Raw genomic sequence first — 20,676 nt, 5'->3', positions numbered from 1 at the left:
CGGACGCCGCGGGCTTTCCGGCAAACCCATCCGGCCACAGCACTAGCCGGCCGACGGGCTCGGGGCCTCGGTGTGCTCGGGGGGTGGTGTCGAGCCGGCCGGGCCGGACGGGGAGGGGGCCGTGGGTGTGGGGGCCGGGTCGGACGACGGCGGATCGCTCGGTGACGGGTGCGAGGGGGCCGTCGGCGTCGGGGTGGGGTGCGGGCCGGACGTCGGGGGCGGGGCGGTCGGGTGGCCGGTGGGGGCGGGGGCCGTGCCGTAGCCGTCGAGGGAGACCACGGCCCCGGCGGGCGCGATCGCCACGCGCGCGCTCCAGTGGCCGGACGGCTCGCGCAGTTGGTCGACGTACACCTTGATCGTCAGCGATTCGCCGGGCTCGAGCGTTCCCGACGCCCGGCTCAGGTACAGCCAGGACGCCCCGGTGGACGCGGACCAGTGGACCGGTTCGGGTCCCGACGCGGTCAGGGTGACGAGCGTGGTGTCGCCGGTTCCGGCGGCGGTCACCGTCAGGTGACCGGTCTCGTGCCCGGCGCCCGCGACGCTGACGACCTCCACGGAGACGTCCGGTCTGCCGCCCTCGCGGAAGGAGGCGCCCGGTCCGGGCCGGGCGTTGCCGGCGTTCTCGTAGCCGCCGCCCGCGGCCTCCCCGCCCAGGACGCCGGAATCGTGCGCCTCGTGCGCGGTGGCGGAGGGGCTGCCCGGGCCCTCGGCGGTCGGGGCGCCCCGGTAGGCGGCCCACAGGGCCAGTACCGGCGCGGCGACCACGGTGGCGACCACCGTGGTCGTGACGGCACGCGCGCGCAGCCGGTCCCTGCGGGCCGCGTGGTCCTTGGGGTCCATGGGGAAGCCCCGCCGGTCGAAGCGGGGAGCGGTGCCCCGCGCGCGCGGGTGGTGCGCCATCGCGATGTGCAGGGCCGCGCGGGGCGCCGCGAGGACGGGCAGCTCGGCGGGCGTGACCGTGGCCCCGGGCCACCTGCCGGGCATCGCGCGCTCGGCGGTGCGGCGGCAGCGCGGACAGTCGTCGACGTGGCGGACCAGCTCGCTCCGCAGCGCCGTACTGAGCACGAGCCGGCTGTCCCCGGTGAGGTGGGCCACACTCGGGCAGCTGCCGGTCTCGACGACGGCGAGCGCCGCGCGGGTGCGCTCCACCTCGCAGGCGGCGGAGGCGAGCAGTTCGCGGGCGGCGGCGGCGTCCATGCCGAGGACGGCCGCGACCTCGTGGGCCGAGAGGTGGTGACGTACGGCGAGTTCGAGCGCCTCGCGCTGCTCCGGGGTGGTGCCGGCGGCCTCCGGCCAGGCGAGCAGGGCGAGTTCGCGCCGCCGCTCCTCCTGGGCCCGGTCGGAGACGGGCAAAGCGGCGGACCGGGACGTCCGCTGCCGGTCGTCGCCGGGGCGGCCCGCGGCGTGTTGTGCGGCCTGCCGCCGCTGCTTGGCCTCGGCGAGCTTGCGCAGGCACGCCCAGCGGGCCAGCGCGTACAGCCAGGCCCGCCGCTCCCCCGCGCTCGCGGGCACGCGCTGCCCGCGCCGCTCGGCGAACACCAGCGCGTCCCCGAGCGCGGTGGTAGCCGCCTCGTGGTCGCACAGCACGGACAGGCAGTAGGTGAACAAGCCGTCGAGATAGGGGTCGTAGCGTGCGGGCGGACGCTGCGCCAACGTGCGCGCGGCAGCGCGGTCGCGCGCCTCGCGGTGCGCCCGGTGTGCACCGGTCGTGCGGGTCGAGGACTCCGGACTGCTGCTCATCACCCGTGCGACCGTAGGCGGCGGGGGATCGCTCGTTCCTGCGCCTTGAGCACATTTAATTCGTACGGGTGAAACGATCCCTCATAAGGGGACAGGAACCTTTCGTTCCATGGCTCGTTCGGGCGTCGGCCGCCCGGCGGTGACCCCGCCGTGGGCGTCCGGCGTCCGCGTTGTCAGTGCCGGCGGCTACGGTTTCGTGCATGGCTGCCCGTACGAAGACCACCAAGGACCGCCCGTCCTACCGCTGCACCGAATGCGGCTGGCAGACGGCCAAGTGGCTCGGCCGCTGCCCCGAGTGCCAGGCCTGGGGCACGATCGAGGAGTACGGCGCGCCCGCGGTCCGTACGACGGCGCCGGGCCGGGTCACCACCTCCGCCGTACCCATCGGCCAGGTCGACGGCCGTCAGGCCACCGCCCGCCCCACCGGTGTGCCCGAGCTCGACCGCGTCCTCGGCGGCGGGCTCGTCCCCGGGGCGGTCGTGCTGCTCGCGGGCGAGCCCGGCGTCGGCAAGTCCACGCTGCTGCTGGACGTGGCGGCCAAGTCGGCGAGCGACGAGCACCGCACGCTGTACGTGACGGGAGAGGAGTCCGCGAGCCAGGTCCGGCTGCGCGCCGACCGCATCGGCGCCATCGACGACCATCTGTACCTGGCCGCCGAGACCGACCTGGCCGCCGTCCTCGGCCACTTGGACGCGGTGAAGCCCTCGCTGCTCATCCTCGACTCGGTGCAGACGGTGGCCTCCCCCGAGATCGACGGCGCGCCGGGCGGCATGGCGCAGGTGCGCGAGGTGGCGGGCGCGCTGATCCGCGCCTCCAAGGAGCGCGGGATGTCCACGCTCCTTGTGGGACACGTCACCAAGGACGGCGCCATCGCGGGCCCGCGCCTGCTGGAGCACCTGGTCGACGTCGTCCTGCACTTCGAGGGCGACCGGCACGCCCGGCTGCGCCTGGTGCGCGGCGTCAAGAACCGCTACGGCGCGACGGACGAGGTCGGCTGCTTCGAACTGCACGACGAGGGCATCGTGGGCCTGACCGACCCCAGCGGCCTGTTCCTGACCCGCCGCGACGAGCCGGTTCCGGGCACCTGCCTGACCGTCACCCTGGAGGGCCGCCGTCCCCTGGTCGCCGAGGTCCAGGCGCTCACCGTCGACTCCCAGATCCCCTCCCCGCGCCGTACGACGTCGGGCCTGGAGACCTCCCGGGTCTCGATGATGCTGGCCGTGCTGGAGCAGCGGGGCCGGATCAGCGCGCTGGGCAAGCGGGACATCTACTCGGCGACGGTCGGCGGCGTGAAGCTGTCCGAGCCCGCCGCCGACCTCGCGGTCGCCCTCGCCCTCGCCTCGGCGGCGAGCGACACCCCGCTGCCGAAGAACCTGGTCGCGATCGGCGAGGTGGGGCTCGCGGGCGAGGTCAGACGGGTCACGGGCGTCCAGCGCAGGCTCGCCGAGGCCCACCGCCTGGGCTTCACGCACGCCCTCGTGCCGGGCGATCCGGGCAAGGTCCCGACGGGGATGAAGGTCCTGGAAGTGGCCGACATAGGGGAGGCGCTGCGGGTGCTGCCGCGCTCCCGTCGCCGAGAGGCCCCACGGGAGGAGGAGGACCGCCGGTAGACTTTGCCCTGGTCTCGCCCGTCCGTACGAACCGAGGGTGCGAAACGGGAGCGCCAGAAGAACCTGCGACCGGAGGAGTGCAGTGGCAGCCAACGACCGGGCAGCAGCTCCCGGAAAGTCCGGCGGGAGTTCCGGTGCCGATGGCCTGATGCGCGCCTCACTGAGCGCCGTGGCACCCGGTACGGCCCTGCGGGACGGTCTCGAGCGGGTACTCCGCGGCAACACCGGCGGGCTCATCGTGCTCGGCTCCGACAAGACCGTCGAGGCGATGTGCACGGGCGGTTTCGTCCTGGACGTGGAGTTCACGGCCACGCGGCTGCGGGAGCTGTGCAAGCTGGACGGCGGCATCGTGCTGTCCTCGGACCTGGGCAAGATCCTGCGGGCCGGCGTGCAGCTGGTCCCGGACCCGACGATCCCGACCGAGGAGACCGGCACCCGGCACCGCACCGCGGACCGGGTGAGCAAGCAGGTCGGCTTCCCGGTGGTCTCGGTCTCGCAGTCCATGCGGCTGATCGCCCTCTACGTCGACGGCCAGCGCCGGGTCCTGGAGGACTCCGCGGCGATCCTCTCGCGCGCCAACCAGGCCCTGGCCACCCTGGAGCGGTACAAGCTCCGCCTGGACGAGGTCGCGGGCACGCTGTCGGCGCTGGAGATCGAGGACCTGGTGACGGTCCGGGACGTCTCGGCGGTCGCGCAGCGCCTGGAGATGGTCCGCCGGATCGCCACCGAGATCGCCGAGTACGTGGTGGAGCTGGGCACCGACGGCCGCCTCCTGGCGCTCCAGCTGGACGAGTTGATCGCGGGCGTGGAGCCCGAGCGCGAGCTGGTCGTGCGGGACTACGTCCCCGAGCCCACCGCCAAGCGCTCCCGGACGGTCGACGAGGCCCTCGCCGAACTCGACGCGCTCAGCCACGCCGAGCTGCTGGAGATGTCCACGGTGGCCCGCGCCATGGGCTACACGGGCTCCCCCGAGACCCTCGACTCGGCCGTCTCCCCCCGCGGTTTCCGACTGCTCGCCAAGGTCCCGCGGCTGCCCGGCGCCATCATCGACCGCCTGGTCGAGCACTTCGGCGGCCTGCAGAAGCTGCTCGCGGCCAGCGTCGACGACCTGCAGACGGTGGACGGCGTCGGCGAGGCCAGGGCGCGGAGCGTCCGCGAGGGCCTGTCGCGGCTGGCGGAGTCGTCGATCCTGGAGCGGTACGTCTAGGACCTGGAGCGGTACCTCCGACGTCCAGGGCCCCCAGTGGTGCGTCCGGAGCCGCCTGCAGCCGTACGCCGGGAGCCTGCCGGGTGGTGGCACTGCCGGCGGCTCCCAGTGTGCTCAGTGCGCTCAGTCCGCCGACAGCACGAACGAGGTCTGCTGCTTCCCGTAGCCCGGCACCTTCGCCTCGACCAGGTACGTGCCCGTTCCGGCCGATCCCGCCGGGGGTGTCGCGCACTGGGGGGCGCTGGGCCTGCGGTCCCACTGCACCGTGTACGTGATGCTGCTGCCCGCCGGCACCCGGTACAGCAGGCTTCCGGCCGTCTTCGGGCAGTCGGCCGAGGACCAGTAGTCGTCGCTGCTGTCGGCCTTGCTGATCGTGACCACCGCGGACTTCGGCCCGAGGTCGACCTTGCAGTCGCTGCCGGAGGAGTTCTTCGCGGTCAGTTCGAACGTGGGCTTCGTACCGGGCCCGTAGGAGTTGTGCGCACTGCGCAGGCTCAATGTGACGGCGCCGGAGGTGCAGTTGGGCAGCGTGGTGTCGGCGGGCAGGGTGGCACCCGTACCGCCGCCCTGGGCGCCGTCGTCCGAGCCCCCGGCGGACCCGCCGGAACCCGAACCCGAGCCGGACCCGCCGCTCCCGCCGGAGCCACCGGCGCCGCCCGGGCCGGACCCGGAGCCGGACCCGCTGGAGTCCCCGCCGCCGGACTCGTCACGTCCGCCCGGGTGTTGGCTGATCGCGGGGCCGGACCCGGACGGGCCCGGCGTGATGGTCGAAGGCGTGGGATTCTTGGCGTCGGACCCGCCACCGTTGTTCTTGTGGCCTCCGCCGCCCAAGGTGACGATCCAGGTGATCAGCAGCGCCAGCAGGGCGACCACGGACAGCAGTACGACCCTCCGGCGCCAGTAGATGGAGGGGGGAAGCGGCCCAACGGGTTTGCGCAGAGATCCCACGGCCCAAACTGTACGAGAGATCGTCGCCGTGCCTTGCCCCACCCGCCGCTCCGACCACAACTTTTCCGGATCATCATTCCGGCAACGCCCTTGCGGGCGGCCCTTCTTGCGACGGCGTGACCATCCGGGCACCATCCGTCACCGCGCATCCCGGCGCAGACCATCCGCGCCGCATCCCGCTGCCTCCCACGGCGGCCCATCCCCACGTGGCAGGATCGGAAGCGTCATGACTGCGCCCACACTGCCCCCACACAGCAGCCCCACCGCCCCGGCCCCCGCCACCGACGCCCCCGGCACCCCCGGGACCTCCGGCGGCCCGCTCGGCCAGACCCTGCACACCCAGGTCATCGGCTGGTTCGACGACAACGCCCGCGACCTGCCCTGGCGACGTCCCGAAGCGGGCGCCTGGGGAGTGATGGTCAGCGAGTTCATGCTGCAGCAGACCCCGGTCAGCCGTGTGCTGCCGGTGTACGAGCAGTGGCTCGACCGCTGGCCCCGCCCGGCCGACCTCGCCAAGGAGGCGCCGGGCGAGGCCGTCCGCGCCTGGGGCCGGCTCGGCTACCCGCGCCGCGCCCTGCGCCTGCACGGCGCCGCGGTCGCCATAACGGAACGGCACGGCGGCGACGTACCGACCGCCCACGGGCAACTGCTCGCCCTGCCCGGCATCGGCGAGTACACGGCCGCGGCGGTCGCCTCCTTCGCCTACGGGCAGCGGCACGCCGTCCTGGACACCAATGTGCGCCGCGTGTTCGCCCGCGCGGTCACCGGCGTGCAGTACCCGCCGAACGCCACCACCGCCGCCGAACGCCGGCTCGCCCGCGCCCTGCTGCCCGAGGAGGAGCGGACCGCCGCGCGCTGGGCCGCCGCCTCCATGGAACTCGGCGCGCTGGTGTGCACGGCCAAGAACGAGTCCTGCCAGCGCTGCCCGATCGCCGCGCACTGCGCCTGGCGGCTCGCGGGCAAGCCCGAGCACGACGGGCCGCCGCGCCGGGGACAGACGTACGCCGGCACGGACCGCCAGGTCCGCGGCAAACTGCTGGCCGTCCTGCGCGAGGCCCACACGCCGGTTCCGCAGGCGGTGCTCGACCGGGTGTGGCACGAGCCGGTGCAGCGGGCCCGGGCCCTGGACGGGCTCGTCGCGGACGGTCTGGTGGAGCCGCTGCCGGGCGGGCTGTACCGGCTGCCGCTGACCTGACGACCGGTCACCTCACAGCCGGGTCACAGCTTCAGGGGGCGCCGCGGGCGTCCGTGTCACACATCCGCGCGCCGCCCAATGGGGCAAATCACCCCAAACAGGTACCAACTGGAGCGCCCCCTTACCCCGTTCCCGCTCCCGTTACACAACCGACGCACAGCCGAGGGCTAGCCGCAGGCTGCTTCGGACAACGCCGTGACAACCCCTCCGTACCTTCATTTGCGTGCCCGACAGGCACCGGACGGCTGCAGACCACAGCCGGTCCGCATCACAGGCTTTGAACCGGCAGCAGGCAGGTCGGAAAACGGGGATCGGAGGCGGTTGAACATGACGCAGGGCGAGGTGCTCGAGTTCGAGGAGTACGTGCGCACCCGGCAGGACGCGCTGCTGCGCAGCGCGCGCCGGCTGGTGCCGGACCCGGTCGACGCCCAGGACCTCCTCCAGACGGCGCTGGTGCGGACGTACGGCCGCTGGGAGGGCATCGCGGACAAACGGCTCGCGGACGCCTACCTTCGCCGCGTCATGATCAACACGCGCACCGAGTGGTGGCGGGCCCGCAAGCTGGAGGAGGTCCCCACCGAGCAGCTCCCGGACGCCTCGGTCGAGGACTCCACCGAGCAGCACGCCGACCGCGCGCTTCTTATGGACATCATGAAAGTTCTCGCTCCCAAGCAGCGCAGCGTCGTCGTGCTGCGACACTGGGAGCAGATGTCCACGGAAGAGACGGCCGCAGCCCTCGGCATGTCGGCGGGAACGGTCAAGAGCACGCTGCACCGGGCGCTCGCCCGGCTCCGCGAGGAGCTGGAGGCCCGCGACCTGGACGCACGCGCGCTGGAGCGTGAGGAGCGGGAGCGTTGCGCGGCCTGACCGGCCCCGGGCCCAGCCGGGCCCAAGACACCCTTCAGGCGGCGATCACGGCGGTGGCCGTGCTCGCCGCCCTCGCCCTTTTGGTGTCCGCCTGCGGCACCGGCGGCACCGGCGCCCGCGACGAGGGCCCGGCCCACGCCAGCTCGGTGGCGGGCGCGGCCACCACGCCCTCACCCAGCCCCACCGACACCCCCCAGCGGGTGGACGCGGTCCGGCTCATCCAGGAAGACCCGAAGGTCTCGGCCGCGGTCAAGCGCGGCCTCAAGCCCTGCGCGGCCGACGAGTATCCCGTCGACGTCTCCTACGGAGCCCTGACCGGCGGCCCCGTCGACGACATCGTCATCAACGTGCTGACCTGCGGGGACGCGGTGGGCGTGGGCGCCTATGTGTATCGCGAGCAGGGCGACAGGTACCAGAATGTCTTCAAGGCGGAGGAGCCCCCCGTCTACGCCGAGATCGACCGCGGCGACCTCGTGGTGACCAAGCAGGTGTACGAGAAGGGCGACCCGGTGTCGAATCCGTCCGGCGAGGACGTGATCACGTACCGCTGGACCGCGGGCCGGTTCACCAAGGAGTTCAGCACGCGCAACCAGTACAGCAAGGCCGTCGGAGGAGGGGCGACACCGGCCCCGGACAACTGAGCGCGAGAGAATTCCCCCGGCGTGAACCGATCGGGCCCGGCGATCCGATCCCATGGTGAACCGGTCACGAGTGAACGCAATCGGCGGCAGCCGCGTCCACACAGTGAGCACGTCATGCGAGGACGCCTACGCCGGGTGACCGCACGGCACCGAGAACGCACCACGAGAAGCACACGAGGACTGAGAGCACCGGGATGGCAGAGCAGACCCACGTCCTGTTCGTCGAGGACGACGACGTCATCCGTGAGGCCACACAGCTCGCCCTGGAGCGGGACGGCTTCGCGGTCACGGCCATGCCCGACGGCCTGTCGGGCCTGGAGGCGTTCCGGGCCGACCGGCCCGACATCGCCCTGCTGGACGTCATGGTTCCCGGCCTGGACGGCGTCAGCCTGTGCCGCCGCATCCGCGACGAGTCGACGGTGCCGGTGATCATGCTGTCCGCGCGCGCCGACTCCATCGACGTCGTCCTGGGCCTGGAGGCGGGCGCGGACGACTATGTGACCAAGCCGTTCGACGGCGCCGTCCTGGTCGCCCGGATCCGCGCGGTACTGCGCCGCTTCGGGCACGCCGGCGGCGACCGGGCCGAGGCCGCCTCCGCGGAGGTGGACGGCGGGGTGCTGACCTTCGGCGATCTGGAGGTCGACACCGAGGGCATGGAGGTGCGCCGGGCCGGGCAGCCGGTGGCGCTGACCCCGACCGAGATGCGGCTGCTCCTGGAGTTCTCCTCCGCACCGGGCACGGTCCTGTCCCGGGACAAGCTCCTGGAGCGCGTCTGGGACTACGGCTGGGGCGGCGACACCCGGGTCGTCGACGTCCATGTGCAGCGGCTGCGCACGAAGATCGGCCAGGACCGCATCGAGACGGTCCGCGGCTTCGGCTACAAGCTGAAGGCCTAGGCGGGTCGGGCCATGCGGGGGATCACGCGGCGTCTGCTCCCGGGGCGCCTGGAGCACGCGGACATCCGTACGGGACTGCGGTGGAAGCTCAGCGCGGCCATCGCGCTGGTGGGCGCGCTGGTGGCGGTCGCGCTGAGCCTGGTGGTGCACAACGCTGCCCGGGTGTCGATGCTGGACAACGCGCGCGACTTCGCGGACCAGCGGCTCGTGCTCGCCCAGAGCATCTACGAGCGCCCGGGCCGGAGGCCCAACTTCGCCGACGCCAAGATCGACGACCCGCTGCTGCCGGCCGCGCTGCGGGAGAAGGTCCGCGAGGGCCGGCGGGCCACCTATGTCTCCGACCACCGGGGCAACGTGCCGGACATCTGGGCGGCCGTGCCGCTCAAGGACGGGCATGTGCTGTCGCTGCACACCCACTTCACCGACCGCAGCACCAACATCCTCAAGGACCTCGACCAGGCCCTGGTCATCGGGTCCATCGCGGTCGTGCTCGGCGGCAGTGCGCTGGGTGTGCTCATAGGGGGTCAGCTCTCGGGCCGGCTGCGCAAGGCCGCGGCCGCCGCGAACCGGGTCGCCCGGGGCGAGGCGGACGTACGGGTGCGGGAGGCCATCGGCGGGGTCGTACGGGACGAGACCGACGACCTGGCACGCGCGGTGGACGCGATGGCGGACGCGCTGCAGCAGCGGCTGGAGGCGGAGCGGCGGGTCACGGCGGACATCGCGCACGAGCTGCGCACCCCGGTGACGGGACTGCTGACGGCCGCCGAGCTGCTGCCGCCGGGCCGCCCCACGGAGCTGGTTCTGGACCGCGCCAAGGCCATGCGCACGCTGGTGGAGGACGTACTCGAGGTGGCCCGGCTGGACGGCGCCTCCGAGCGGGCCGAGCTGCAGGACATCGTGCTCGGCGAGTTCGTCGCGCGGCGGGTGGCGGCCAAGGACCCGGACGTCGAGGTGCGGGTGGTGCACGAGTCGATGGTCACGACCGACCCGCGGCGCCTGGAGCGGGTGCTGTTCAACCTGCTCGCCAACGCCGCCCGGCACGGCAAGCCGCCGATCGAGGTGACCGTCGAGGGCCGGGTCATCCGGGTGCGGGACCACGGCCCCGGCTTCCCCGAGTCCCTGCTCGCCGAGGGCCCGAGCCGCTTCCGCACCGGCAGCGCTGACCGGGCGGGCCACGGCCACGGCCTCGGCCTGACCATCGCGGCCGGTCAGGCACGCGTGCTGGGTGCCCGCCTGACCTTCCGCAACGTACGGCCCGCCGGCGCCCCGGACCACATCCCGGCCGAGGGGGCGGTCGCCGTCCTGTGGCTGCCGGAGCACGCGCCGACGAACACGGGCAGCTATCAGATGCTGCCGGGGCGGTGACCCCGGTGGCGACCTGACCCCGGTGACGGCCCTCGGCCTGACGTTCAGGCCCTCGGGGGTGTCGGCGCGTCCGGGATCGCGCTGTCGTGCCGGGCCCGCGCCGGGCCTCGAATCCGCCTGAGAAGGCCGTACGCCCCGCCGGCTCCGGGATCCCCCTCTGCCCCGTTCCGGGCACGGCGAAGGCCCGCTCCAGGCACGGCGAAGGCCCCCGGGGCGGACCTTAGGTTCCAGCGACCGTCGCAACACCCCAGCTCAAGGGGTGCGATGTTCGAGATCCGCAAGACCCGGACGGTGGCTCAGACGGCCTCCGCCACGCCCTCACGGGCCACCGCGTCACTCGCGGCGTCCTGGTCCTCGGGCTTGGCCGGGGCCGGTCCCGCGCCCCTGAGCGGCACCTCCTTGACGAACAGCGCCGCGATCAGCGCGACCACCGCCACCACGGAACCCAGCAGGAACGCGGAGTGCGTACCGGCGGACACCGCGTGCTGGTATGCCTCGCGGGCCACCACCGGCAGCTTCTGCAGGCTCTTCGCGTCCAGCTGCGCGGACTGCTCGGTGATCTTGGAGCCCAGCGCGCCGGCCCGCTCGGACATGACGTGCTGGACCCGGTTGTTGAACAGCGCGCCCATGATCGCCACACCGAAGGACGAGCCGAGGGTACGGAAGAGGGTGGTGGACGAGGAGGCCACGCCCATGTCCTTCATCTCCACGCTGTTCTGCGCCACCAGCATGGTGATCTGCATCAGGCAGCCCATGCCCGCGCCCAGGACGGCCATGTAGAGACCGGAGGTCAGACGGGTGGTCCCGGTGTCCATCAGGGACAGCAGGTACAGCCCGGCGATCATCAGGACACCGCCGACGACCGGGAAGACCTTGTAGCGGCCGCTGTTGGTGGTGACCCGGCCGGCGATCAGCGACACGACCATCATCGCGCCGAGCATGGGCAGGAGCAGCAGACCGGAGTTGGTCGCGGAGGCGCCCTGGACCGACTGCTGGTACAGCGGCAGGAAGAGCACCGCGCCGAACATCACGAAGCCGGTGATGAAGCCGATCAGCGACATCAGGCTGAAGTTGCGGCTGCGGAAGATGTGCAGCGGCACGATCGGCTCGGCAGCCTTGGTCTGCCAGAACACGAACCCGACCAGCGCGGCCACGCCGATCGCGATCAGCTCCATGATCCGCGCGGAGGTCCAGGCGTACTCCGAGCCGCCCCAGGTGGTGACCAGCACGATGGAGCTGATGCCGACGGTGAGCAGCGCGGCGCCCAGGTAGTCGACCCGCGCCTGCGCGCGCTTCTTCGGCAGGTGCAGTACGGCACTGATCGCGACGAGGGCCACCGCGCCGAGCGGCAGGTTGATGTAGAAGGCCCAGCGCCAGCCCCAGTTGTCGGTGATGGTGCCGCCGACCAGCGGGCCGCCGATCATCGCCAGCGCCATGACGCCGGCCATCATGCCCTGGTACTTGCCGCGCTCCCGCGGCGGGATCAGGTCACCGATGACGGCCATCACGCCGACCATCAGACCGCCCGCGCCCAGGCCCTGAATCGCGCGGAAGCCGATCAGCTCGCCCATGTTCTGCGCCATGCCGCTCAGTGCGGAACCGGCCAGGAAGATCACGATCGAGGTCATGAAGGCGCCCTTGCGCCCGTACATGTCGCCGAGCTTGCCCCACAGCGGAGTGGACGCGGCGGTCGCGAGGGTGTACGCGGTCACCACCCAGGACAGGTGCTGGAGGCCGCCGAGCTCGCCGACGATCGTCGGCATCGCGGTGCCCACGATCATGTTGTCGAGCATCGCGAGCATCATCGCGATCATGAGGGCGAGCAGGACGACCCGCACGCTCCTCGGCTTCTTGCCGGCTTGCCCGGCGCCCGTCTCCGCCATCGCCGTGTCCGCCATCGCTCCCACTCCCCCAGCCATGCCTACTTACTTGCCGCCCGGCAAGCTGACTACACTCCGGAAGGTAGACCTCTTACTAGCCGGGCGTCAAGTAAGTTTTACTGACCGGTCGACAGGTAAGTTTTCTGGTAGCGCGAGGAGTACGAGGATGGGCGGCACCATGGACGGCACCAAGCAGCAGCGCCGCGGAAACACCCGCCAGCGCATCCAGGACGTGGCGCTCGAACTCTTCGCCGAGCAGGGCTACGAGAAGACCTCCCTGCGCGAGATCGCCGAGCGCCTGGACGTCACCAAGGCGGCGCTCTACTACCACTTCAAGACGAAGGAAGAGATCCTCGTCAGCCTCTTCGAGGACCTGACGCAGCCGATCGAGGAACTGATCGAGTGGGGCCGGCGGCAGCCGCACACCCTGGAGACCAAGCAGGAGATCGTCCGCCGCTACGGGCAGGCACTCTCCGGCGCGGCGCCGCTGTTCCGCTTCATGCAGGAGAACCAGGCGACGGTGCGGGAACTGCGCATCGGGGACACCTTCAAGGACCGGATGCTCGGGCTGCGGGAGATCATCATCGACCCGGAGGCGAGCCTGGCCGACCAGGTCCGCTGCATCAGCGCGCTCTTCACACTGCACGCCGGGATGTTCGTGATGCAGGACCTCGAAGGCGACCCCGAGGACAAGCGCAAGGCCGTGCTCGAGGTCGCCATCGATCTGGTCACCCAGGCACACCGGGGCACGCACGGGCCCTGACGACGGCACACCGCCGCCCCGCTGGACTCACCGGGGCGGCGGTGTGGTGCGCACAGCGACCGTCGGGCCGTCGTTCAGACCGTCAGGCCGTGGGCGCGCAGGAAGGCGACCGGGTTGACGGCCGAACCGTAGTTCGGGGTGGTGCGGATCTCGAAGTGCAGGTGCGGACCGGTGGTGTTGCCGGTGTTGCCCGACAGGGCTATGTGCTGACCGGTGGCGACGACCTGGCCGACCTTCACGTCGATGCGGGAGAGGTGGGCGTACTGGGAGTACGTCCCGTTGCCGTGCTTGATGACGATGGCGTTGCCGTAGGCGGGGCCGTCGCCGCCGCCGTTGGGGCCGGCCTTGACGACCGTTCCGCCGTGCGCGGCGACGACCTCGGTGCCGACCGGCACCGCGAAGTCCTGGCCGCTGTGCTTGTGCATCCAGTGGCTGCCGGCCTGGTCGAAGCCGGCGGTGAGGGTGTAGTGCTTCACCGGGTCGACCCAGGCGGCGGCCGACTTGGCGACGGTGGCGGTGGGGGCCGCCGCGGTCTCGGCGGCGGACGCTACTCCCGCGCCCATGGCGGCCGCGACCCCCAGGCCGGCGGCCAGGACGGCGGCACGGGTACGGAGCTTGGTCGCACGGGCGGAACGGGACGTGGCGCGCTGGAACATCGAAACCTCTGGGGGTGGGGGACATGAGGACCACCCGGAGGCTTGTGCCTTCGCCGGGCGGGCCATCCCTTGGTAGCCCAACCGGACATTGCGCCTCAAACACCCCTACTACGACGGAAAGTAGTAAATGGTGAGCGTGTTCTACGTCTCTTGACAGCCCACCCATCTGGGACAAATTGCCTGTAAACACCCCATGACCGACCGCCCTCTTGAGCGAAATGTCCGATTTCTTATTTCTCATCCCCCACTAAGTGGGCTAGTACCGGACAAATCGCCTGTGCGCCATGTCACCGATGGACGCGATGGGCGCCCCCTGCCGTGTGACGGACGCCATGTGGTCCGCGTCTCAACACAGTTACCGTCAAGTAATCATCCGGTTCCCTTCCCGCCACCGTGCCGCACGAGCATGCTCACAACAAAGCCCGCAGCGTTACGGACGCGAGAGGACCCCCCACCCATGACCAGAGGCACCTGGACGCGCCGCCTCGGCACCACCGCCGTCGCCACGTTCGCAGCCACGGCGCTGGCCGTGCCCGTCGGCGCGCAGGCCACGACGGACACCACGGCCGCCGTCACGACGGGAACCGCCGCCACGGCCACCGCCACAGCGTCCGGGAAGGTCGACTACGCCACCTGGCAGAAGGACTGCCAGGCCGTGATGGACCAGGCCCTGCCCTATCTGCAACAGCGCATCGCGAACGCCGGGCCGGGCGAGAAGCAGGCCATCGTGTTCGACGTCGACAACACGACCCTGGAGACCGACTTCGGTTTCAGCTACCCCCAGCCGGCCAACAAGCCCGTGCTGAAGGTGGCGCAGTACGCCCAGGAGCACGGCGTCTCGCTGTTCTTCGTCACGGCCCGCCCCGGCATCATCGAGGAGCCGACGGAGTTCAACCTCGAGTACGACGGTTACGACGTCGACGGCCTCTCCGTCCGCGGCCTGTTCGACCTGTTCAAGAACGTCGCCGACTACAAGACCGCCAGGCGCGCCGCCATCGAGGCCAAGGGCTACACGATCATCGCGAACATCGGCAACAGCGCCACCGACCTCTCCGGCGGCCACGCGGAGAAGACCTTCAAGCTGCCGGACTACGACGGGCAGCTGTCCTGACGAAGCGCACCGCAAAAGGGGCTGCCCCGGGACTCAGGTCCCGGGGCAGCCCCCTTCGGTTCAGGCCGAGCGCGGCGGTCAGGCGTCCTTGCTCAGGTTCGGCCCGGCTCCGCCGGCCGCCTGCTCGATCGGCGGGACGTCCGGCAGGGCCGACTTCTCCTCACCCCGGAAGGTGAAGGTCTTGGTCTCGCCCTCGCCCTCGGTGTCCACGACCACGATGTGACCGGGGCGCAGCTCGCCGAAGAGGATCTTCTCCGAGAGCGAGTCCTCGATCTCGCGCTGGATCGTCCGGCGCAGCGGCCGGGCGCCCAGGACGGGGTCGTAGCCCTTCTTGGCCAGCAGCTCCTTGGCGGACTGGGAGAGCTCGATGCCCATGTCCCGGTCCTTCAGGCGCTCGTCCACCTTGCCGATCATCAGGTCGACGATCCGCAGGATGTCCGCCTGGGTGAGCTGCGGGAAGACCACCACGTCGTCGACGCGGTTGAGGAACTCGGGGCGGAAGTGCTGCTTGAGCTCGTCCGACACCTTGTTCTTCATGCGCTCGTAGTTGGTCTTCGTGTCACCCGAGGCCGCGAAGCCCAGGTTGAAGCCCTTGGAGATGTCCCGGGTGCCGAGGTTGGTCGTCATGATGATGACCGTGTTCTTGAAGTCCACGACCCGGCCCTGGGAGTCGGTCAGGCGGCCGTCCTCCAGGATCTGCAGCAGCGAGTTGAAGATGTCCGGGTGGGCCTTCTCCACCTCGTCGAAGAGGACCACCGAGAACGGCTTGCGGCGCACCTTCTCCGTCAGCTGGCCGCCCTCCTCGTAGCCCACGTAACCGGGGGGCGAACCGAAGAGACGGGAGACCGTGTGCTTCTCGCTGAACTCCGACATGTCAAGGGAGATCAGCGCGTCCTCGTCGCCGAAGAGGAACTCCGCGAGCGCCTTGGACAGCTCGGTCTTACCGACACCGGACGGGCCGGCGAAGATGAACGAGCCACCCGGACGCTTCGGGTCCTTCAGACCCGCGCGCGTACGGCGGATCGCCTTCGACAGCGCCTTGACGGCGTCGTTCTGGCCGATGACCCGCTTGTGCAGCTCCTCCTCCATGCGGAGCAGGCGGCTGGACTCCTCCTCGGTCAGCTTGAAGACCGGGATGCCGGTGGCCGTGGCGAGGACCTCGGCGATCAGCTCGCCGTCGACCTCGGCGACGACGTCCATGTCGCCGGCCTTCCACTCCTTCTCCCGCTTGGCCTTCGCGGCCAGGAGCTGCTTCTCCTTGTCGCGCAGGGAGGCGGCCTTCTCGAAGTCCTGCGAGTCGATCGCGGACTCCTTGTCCCGGCGGACGGCGGCGATCTTCTCGTCGAACTCGCGCAGGTCCGGCGGCGCGGTCATCCGGCGGATGCGCATCCGGGAACCGGCCTCGTCGATCAGGTCGATCGCCTTGTCCGGCAGGAAGCGGTCCGAGATGTACCGGTCGGCCAGGGTGGCGGCCTGGACCAGCGCCTCGTCGGTGATGGAGACGCGGTGGTGCGCCTCGTAACGGTCGCGCAGGCCCTTGAGGATCTCGATCGTGTGGGGCAGGGACGGCTCGGCGACCTGGATGGGCTGGAAGCGGCGCTCCAGGGCCGCGTCCTTCTCCAGGTGCTTGCGGTACTCGTCCAGGGTGGTGGCACCGATGGTCTGCAGCTCACCGCGGGCCAGCATCGGCTTCAGGATGGAGGCCGCGTCGATGGCGCCCTCGGCGGCACCCGCACCGACCAGCGTGTGGAGCTCGTCGATGAACAGGATGATGTCGCCGCGGGTGCGGATCTCCTTGAGCACCTTCTTCAGGCGCTCCTCGAAGTCACCGCGGTAGCGGGAGCCGGCGACCAGGGCGCCGAGGTCCAGGGTGTAGAGGTGCTTGTCCTTGAGGGTCTCGGGCACCTCGCCCTTGACGATGGCCTGAGCGAGGCCCTCGACGACGGCGGTCTTGCCGACGCCGGGCTCACCGATCAGCACCGGGTTGTTCTTGGTACGGCGGGAGAGCACCTGCATGACCCGCTCGATCTCCTTCTCGCGCCCGATGACCGGGTCGAGCTTGGACTCACGAGCGGCCTGGGTGAGGTTCCGGCCGAACTGGTCGAGGACCAGGGACGTCGAGGGGGTGCCCTCGGCAGGGCCGCCGGCGGCGGCGGTCTCCTTGCCCTGGTAACCGGAGAGCAGCTGGATCACCTGCTGCCGCACCCGGTTGAGATCAGCGCCCAGCTTGACCAGGACCTGGGCGGCGACGCCCTCGCCCTCACGGATCAGGCCGAGCAGGATGTGCTCCGTGCCGATGTAGTTGTGGCCCAGCTGAAGGGCCTCGCGGAGCGACAGCTCCAGGACCTTCTTGGCACGGGGGGTGAAGGGAATGTGCCCGGACGGGGCCTGCTGGCCCTGGCCGATGATCTCCTCCACCTGCTGGCGGACCGCCTCGAGCGAAATCCCGAGGCTCTCAAGGGCCTTGGCGGCGACACCCTCACCCTCGTGGATCAGGCCCAGGAGGATGTGCTCGGTGCCGATGTAGTTGTGGTTGAGCATCCGGGCTTCTTCCTGAGCCAGGACGACAACCCGCCGCGCGCGGTCGGTGAACCTCTCGAACATCGTTAATCGCTCCTCAGAGCGGTCAGGCAGTGGGGGGAACTTCCCCTCCCTGTCCTTCCGCAGCTTAGTCCCGCAAGCGGGGACCGCTCATTCCAACTGCCGACACCGTCGATGGCCTCCTGACCCCGAACGCCGACATCTGCTCCAACCCGATGGTGCGAGACGATGTTCCCGCAGGCCAGGCAGTTACCCCAGTCGCCAGTACGCCGATGGCGAACGTGAGACTCCTTTGCCCGGGTGCGGCCTGCGTGTCGCCCCCTCCCACTAGGGATGTCTTACCCGTACGGACTGACACTCCATGCCGCGCACCCCGGTTCCCTCCGCTATGGGCGAACAACCTTGCGCCCCCTCCCACCCCCGCACGCCCCCGCGTTCGATACTCTGCGAACTCGAACAGCAACCCAGCGTAACCTGCGGCCGTTTTCGGCGGTTGCGCTTGGCATGGTCGGCAGCCTCTCCACGGTTCCTCTCCCGATTCCTCTTCCACGCCAGCCGCCCGATCCCGACGACCGGGCGCGGCACTGGTACGAGAACGAACTGGGATGGACGACGGTGCCCGGAGCGCCGGTACGACTTGTCGTGGGCCGCCGCTTCGACGTCCTGGACCTGCCGGTAGAGGCGGGGCGGGCGGCGCTGCGCCACCTGGAGCCCGGCTCCCCGGTGGCCGTGCAGGCGGACCGGATGCGGCTGCTGGTGGCCGCGGGCAGCGCGGAGGAACTGCCCGGGCTGCTCGAGTGGCTCGAGTGGGGGGCGCTGGACCTGGACCTGGTGGCGCTGGGCGCGGGCACGCTGATGGACGCGCCGCCGCCTCCCGGAACGGGGGCGGCCGGAGCGCGGCCGCTTCCCCGGGGCAGCCGGGGTTCACAGGGGGCCGCCGTATGGCTGCGGCCCCCCGAGCCTGGGTGCGAGGTCGAGGCCTCGCTGCCGACGCTGTCGGCCGCGGGGAGCCTTGGGGGCGTCCCCGATCTCGTGCGACTGGTGGCCACGGCCGCGACACAGTGCCACCGGGCCCGGCTGCTGCGCGCGTGCGCCCAGCCGCTCGCTTTCTCCTAGGCCTTTTCGCCGGCCGTGCGTCAGCCGTTGGCCTTCTCGTAGGCCTCGCGGATGGACGCGGGAACACGGCCGCGGTCGTTGACCTCGTAGCCGTTCTCCTTCGCCCAGGCGCGGATCTGCGCGGTGTCCTGGCTGCCGCCCGCAGAAGCACGTGCCTTTCCACGGCCGCCAGAAGCGCGGCCTCCGGTACGACGGCCACCCTTGACGTACGGCTCGAGAAGGCCACGGAGCTTGTCCGCATTGGCGGTGGTGAGATCGATCTCGTACGTCTTGCCGTCCAGCGCGAACGTCACGGTCTCGTCCGCCTCGCCGCCGTCGAGGTCGTCGACAAGAAGGACCTGAACCTTCTGTGCCACCGGATTTCCTTTCATCGATAACGTGAGGGCCGGGGCTGCTCGGCGTCCGCCGTTTCGCCATCCCCTGTTATATGCAGTACTGCAGTACGTCGGAAAGCAAACCGCTTTTGCGGGAAAAACACAAACCCCTGGGGAGAGACCGGCCTCTCACCGCGACCGGAAACATGCGCGTTTCGGACATAGGGAACGCGGGCATGGCCGGCCGGGCGGAATACGGCTTGCACCGGCTTGCCGATGCGGATGCCCGGCGGTCCTTGACGATCACAGATGCAGAAGCATCCGGCTGTTGCCCAAGGTGTTCGGTTTCACTCGTTCGAGACCGAGGAACTCCGCGACGCCCTCGTCATAGGAACGCATCAGCTCCGCGTAGACATCGGTGTCGACGGGCGTCTCGCCGATCTCCACGAAGCCGTGCTTCCCGAAGAAGTCGACTTCGAAGGTCAGGCAGAAAACGCGGCGAACACCGAGCCAGCGCGCGGTCTGCAGCAACTTCTCCAGCAACTGGTGGCCGACGCCGGCGCCCTTCAGCCCCGGCTTCACGGCGAGAGTGCGCACTTCCGCCAGGTCTTCCCACATGACGTGCAGCGCGCCGCAGCCGACGACCTCGGCGTTGTCGTCCCGTTCGGCGACCCAGAACTCCTGGATGTCCTCGTAAAGCGTCACCGTCGCTTTGTCGAGCAGGATGCGCTCGCGGGCGTAGGCGTCCAGCAGCCGGCGCACGGCCGGAACATCGCTGGTCCTGGCCCGCCGGACGGTGACGGCTTTTGCGGTGGCTTCGGGACGCTCTGCGGACATGGGCGGACGCTATCGCCCGCGGCCGCCCTGCGCTGAGCCGGGGTTCTCGTCATGGGTTTCGGCGGCTCGGGCGGTATCCGGGCCGAGGGTATCCGGGACTTCGCCCGTCACTTCGCCGCCGGTCACTTCGCGCGTCACTTCGCCGGCGTCTTCGGCGCCGCCGTCGGTTCCGGCTTCGGTTCCGGCTTCGGTTCCGGCTTCGGTCGCGTCTTCGGTCGCGTCTTCGGTCGCGCCTTCGGGGGTCGCTTCGGTGATGCCCGTGGTGGTGCCTTCGACGATCCGCACCGCGTCCCGCAGTGCCTGCCGCTGTTCGTCGCTCATCATCCCGAAGAAGGCAACGAGGGCGGCCGCGGCGTTGTCGCTCTGGGACCAGGCGTCGTTCATCAGTGCGGCCGCATAGGCGGCCCGGGTGGAGACCGCCTCATATCGATAGGCCCGGCCCTCGGCTTCGCGGCGCACCCAGCCCTTCTGATGGAGGTTGTCCAAAACGGTCATCACCGTGGTGTACGCGATGGACCGCTCCCGCTGAAGGTCTTCCAGGACTTCTCGAACGGTCACCGGGCGGTTCCACTTCCACACCCGCGTCATGACCGCGTCTTCGAGTTCTCCCAATGGGCGAGGCACAGCTCAGAACAATAGTGGGAGATGTCCACAATGGCGTGCCGGACGGGCACTTTCAGCAACAAACGCGAACAAAAGGGGCGTACGGCTCCCTGGCACGGTGGGCCCGTGCGGAAGCCGTACGCCGGGTCAGGCGTCGGTGGGTGCGGTGCCGCCGGTGGCCTGCGGGCCGCTCTGCGCACGCGCGATGGCGGCGTCGACGGCCGCGTCCTCCTTGGCCTTGGCGGCCCCGCCCTGGGTCTTCACGATCACCCTGACCAGAGCGACGAAGAACACGGCCATGACGACCGGCGGGACGAGTGCGGAGACGTAGTCCATGGCTCCAGAGTAGCCAGGGCGGCGGGACGAACAGGGGCGGGGTGGCCCGG

19 protein-coding genes are annotated in these 20,676 nt (G+C 70.9%); 10 read left to right on the top strand and 9 right to left on the bottom strand.

What is annotated here, in order from left to right:
• Positions 1–42: 42 nt before the first annotated feature.
• Positions 43–1,740, bottom strand: coding sequence for a hypothetical protein (locus ACH4UM_RS33855; RefSeq protein WP_398187902.1), 1,698 nt, complete (start codon positions 1,738–1,740; stop codon positions 43–45).
• Positions 1,741–1,940: 200 nt separating this feature from the next.
• Between ACH4UM_RS33855 and radA the strand changes: the two genes are divergently transcribed.
• Both radA and disA read left to right on the top strand, forming a co-directional pair.
• On the top strand, positions 1,941–3,350 hold the full coding sequence (gene radA / locus ACH4UM_RS33850) for a DNA repair protein RadA (RefSeq protein WP_398187899.1): 1,410 nt from the start codon (positions 1,941–1,943) through the stop codon (positions 3,348–3,350).
• 82 nt (positions 3,351–3,432) lie between these two features.
• On the top strand, positions 3,433–4,557 hold the full coding sequence (disA, locus tag ACH4UM_RS33845) for a DNA integrity scanning diadenylate cyclase DisA (protein WP_398187897.1): 1,125 nt from the start codon (positions 3,433–3,435) through the stop codon (positions 4,555–4,557).
• A gap of 123 nt (positions 4,558–4,680) precedes the next feature.
• On the opposite strand, the gene ACH4UM_RS33840 is transcribed toward disA, so the two are convergent.
• Positions 4,681–5,505, bottom strand: coding sequence for a hypothetical protein (locus tag ACH4UM_RS33840; RefSeq protein WP_398187895.1), 825 nt, complete (start codon positions 5,503–5,505; stop codon positions 4,681–4,683).
• A 226-nt stretch (positions 5,506–5,731) separates the two neighbouring features.
• On the opposite strand from ACH4UM_RS33840, the gene ACH4UM_RS33835 reads away from it, so the two are divergent.
• From ACH4UM_RS33835 to cseC, 5 genes are all read left to right on the top strand, one after another.
• Positions 5,732–6,700, top strand: a complete 969-nt coding sequence (locus ACH4UM_RS33835; RefSeq protein WP_398187893.1) for an A/G-specific adenine glycosylase — start codon at positions 5,732–5,734, stop codon at positions 6,698–6,700.
• 327 nt (positions 6,701–7,027) lie between these two features.
• The gene (locus ACH4UM_RS33830; protein ID WP_389830379.1) at positions 7,028–7,567 is read left to right on the top strand and encodes a SigE family RNA polymerase sigma factor; all 540 of its coding nucleotides are present in this window, start codon (positions 7,028–7,030) and stop codon (positions 7,565–7,567) included.
• On the top strand, positions 7,555–8,208 hold the full coding sequence (locus ACH4UM_RS33825) for a hypothetical protein (protein ID WP_398187891.1): 654 nt from the start codon (positions 7,555–7,557) through the stop codon (positions 8,206–8,208). Before ACH4UM_RS33830 ends, ACH4UM_RS33825 begins: the two co-directional genes overlap by 13 nt.
• A 194-nt stretch (positions 8,209–8,402) precedes the next feature.
• On the top strand, positions 8,403–9,104 hold the full coding sequence (gene cseB / locus ACH4UM_RS33820) for a two-component system response regulator CseB (protein WP_398187888.1): 702 nt from the start codon (positions 8,403–8,405) through the stop codon (positions 9,102–9,104).
• Positions 9,105–9,116: 12 nt separating this feature from the next.
• On the top strand, positions 9,117–10,469 hold the full coding sequence (gene cseC, locus ACH4UM_RS33815) for a two-component system sensor histidine kinase CseC (RefSeq protein WP_398187885.1): 1,353 nt from the start codon (positions 9,117–9,119) through the stop codon (positions 10,467–10,469).
• 296 nt (positions 10,470–10,765) lie between these two features.
• Here the strand turns inward: cseC and ACH4UM_RS33810 are convergent, their stop codons facing one another.
• The gene (locus ACH4UM_RS33810) at positions 10,766–12,367 is read right to left on the bottom strand and encodes an MDR family MFS transporter (RefSeq protein WP_398187882.1); all 1,602 of its coding nucleotides are present in this window, start codon (positions 12,365–12,367) and stop codon (positions 10,766–10,768) included.
• A 148-nt stretch (positions 12,368–12,515) separates the two neighbouring features.
• Here ACH4UM_RS33810 and ACH4UM_RS33805 point away from each other — a divergent pair, with 148 nt between their 5' ends.
• On the top strand, positions 12,516–13,112 hold the full coding sequence (locus ACH4UM_RS33805; protein WP_398187879.1) for a TetR/AcrR family transcriptional regulator: 597 nt from the start codon (positions 12,516–12,518) through the stop codon (positions 13,110–13,112).
• Between the two features lie 74 nt (positions 13,113–13,186).
• Here the strand turns inward: ACH4UM_RS33805 and ACH4UM_RS33800 are convergent, their stop codons facing one another.
• Entirely contained in the window at positions 13,187–13,768 is a 582-nt protein-coding gene (locus tag ACH4UM_RS33800) for a M23 family metallopeptidase (protein ID WP_398187876.1), read from the bottom strand.
• A 457-nt stretch (positions 13,769–14,225) separates the two neighbouring features.
• Here ACH4UM_RS33800 and ACH4UM_RS33795 point away from each other — a divergent pair, with 457 nt between their 5' ends.
• Positions 14,226–14,879 carry an HAD family acid phosphatase gene (locus ACH4UM_RS33795; RefSeq protein WP_398187874.1) on the top strand — a complete coding sequence of 218 codons (654 nt, stop codon included), beginning with the start codon at positions 14,226–14,228 and terminating at the stop codon, positions 14,877–14,879.
• Positions 14,880–14,957: 78 nt separating this feature from the next.
• Here ACH4UM_RS33795 and ACH4UM_RS33790 read toward each other — a convergent pair whose 3' ends face one another.
• On the bottom strand, positions 14,958–17,483 hold the full coding sequence (locus ACH4UM_RS33790) for an ATP-dependent Clp protease ATP-binding subunit (protein ID WP_398187872.1): 2,526 nt from the start codon (positions 17,481–17,483) through the stop codon (positions 14,958–14,960).
• Between the two features lie 441 nt (positions 17,484–17,924).
• Between ACH4UM_RS33790 and ACH4UM_RS33785 the strand changes: the two genes are divergently transcribed.
• A complete protein-coding gene (locus ACH4UM_RS33785; RefSeq protein WP_398187869.1) occupies positions 17,925–18,536 on the top strand; it encodes an SCO3374 family protein in 612 nt (203 codons plus the stop codon).
• A gap of 20 nt (positions 18,537–18,556) precedes the next feature.
• On the opposite strand, the gene ACH4UM_RS33780 is transcribed toward ACH4UM_RS33785, so the two are convergent.
• The 4 genes from ACH4UM_RS33780 to ACH4UM_RS33765 all read right to left on the bottom strand — a co-directional run bounded on the left by ACH4UM_RS33780 (position 18,557) and on the right by ACH4UM_RS33765 (position 20,626).
• Positions 18,557–18,892, bottom strand: coding sequence for an Lsr2 family protein (locus ACH4UM_RS33780; protein ID WP_398187866.1), 336 nt, complete (start codon positions 18,890–18,892; stop codon positions 18,557–18,559).
• Between the two features lie 261 nt (positions 18,893–19,153).
• Complete coding sequence (locus ACH4UM_RS33775; RefSeq protein WP_398187863.1) at positions 19,154–19,687, bottom strand: amino-acid N-acetyltransferase; 534 nt, start codon at positions 19,685–19,687, stop codon at positions 19,154–19,156.
• A gap of 9 nt (positions 19,688–19,696) precedes the next feature.
• Positions 19,697–20,275, bottom strand: coding sequence for a BlaI/MecI/CopY family transcriptional regulator (locus ACH4UM_RS33770; RefSeq protein WP_398187957.1), 579 nt, complete (start codon positions 20,273–20,275; stop codon positions 19,697–19,699).
• 162 nt (positions 20,276–20,437) lie between these two features.
• Positions 20,438–20,626 (bottom strand): hypothetical protein, encoded by a 189-nt coding sequence (locus ACH4UM_RS33765; RefSeq protein WP_398187860.1) that lies wholly within the window; start codon positions 20,624–20,626, stop codon positions 20,438–20,440.
• Positions 20,627–20,676: the final 50 nt, after the last annotated feature.

This window comes from Streptomyces sp. NPDC020801, from assembly GCF_044334385.1.
Lineage (GTDB): Bacteria > Actinomycetota > Actinomycetes > Streptomycetales > Streptomycetaceae > Streptomyces.
The sequence above is the reverse complement of the archived record's forward strand: the minus strand, read 5'-3'. Positions and strand labels throughout refer to the sequence as shown.

Excerpts from the sequence above, each read along its gene's own strand:
- ACH4UM_RS33855 (WP_398187902.1), bottom strand. The coding sequence starts at position 1,740 with ATGAGCAGCAGTCCGGAGTCCTCGACCCGCACGACCGGTGCACACCGG.
- radA (WP_398187899.1), top strand. The coding sequence starts at position 1,941 with ATGGCTGCCCGTACGAAGACCACCAAGGACCGCCCGTCCTACCGCTGC.
- ACH4UM_RS33835 (WP_398187893.1), top strand. The coding sequence starts at position 5,732 with ATGACTGCGCCCACACTGCCCCCACACAGCAGCCCCACCGCCCCGGCC.
- ACH4UM_RS33830 (WP_389830379.1), top strand. The coding sequence starts at position 7,028 with ATGACGCAGGGCGAGGTGCTCGAGTTCGAGGAGTACGTGCGCACCCGG.
- cseB (WP_398187888.1), top strand. The coding sequence starts at position 8,403 with ATGGCAGAGCAGACCCACGTCCTGTTCGTCGAGGACGACGACGTCATC.
- cseC (WP_398187885.1), top strand. The coding sequence starts at position 9,117 with ATGCGGGGGATCACGCGGCGTCTGCTCCCGGGGCGCCTGGAGCACGCG.
- ACH4UM_RS33810 (WP_398187882.1), bottom strand. The coding sequence starts at position 12,367 with ATGGCGGACACGGCGATGGCGGAGACGGGCGCCGGGCAAGCCGGCAAG.
- ACH4UM_RS33805 (WP_398187879.1), top strand. The coding sequence starts at position 12,516 with ATGGGCGGCACCATGGACGGCACCAAGCAGCAGCGCCGCGGAAACACC.
- ACH4UM_RS33800 (WP_398187876.1), bottom strand. The coding sequence starts at position 13,768 with ATGTTCCAGCGCGCCACGTCCCGTTCCGCCCGTGCGACCAAGCTCCGT.
- ACH4UM_RS33795 (WP_398187874.1), top strand. The coding sequence starts at position 14,226 with ATGACCAGAGGCACCTGGACGCGCCGCCTCGGCACCACCGCCGTCGCC.
- ACH4UM_RS33790 (WP_398187872.1), bottom strand. The coding sequence starts at position 17,483 with ATGTTCGAGAGGTTCACCGACCGCGCGCGGCGGGTTGTCGTCCTGGCT.
- ACH4UM_RS33785 (WP_398187869.1), top strand. The coding sequence starts at position 17,925 with ATGGTCGGCAGCCTCTCCACGGTTCCTCTCCCGATTCCTCTTCCACGC.
- ACH4UM_RS33775 (WP_398187863.1), bottom strand. The coding sequence starts at position 19,687 with ATGTCCGCAGAGCGTCCCGAAGCCACCGCAAAAGCCGTCACCGTCCGG.
- ACH4UM_RS33770 (WP_398187957.1), bottom strand. The coding sequence starts at position 20,275 with ATGACGCGGGTGTGGAAGTGGAACCGCCCGGTGACCGTTCGAGAAGTC.
- ACH4UM_RS33765 (WP_398187860.1), bottom strand. The coding sequence starts at position 20,626 with ATGGACTACGTCTCCGCACTCGTCCCGCCGGTCGTCATGGCCGTGTTC.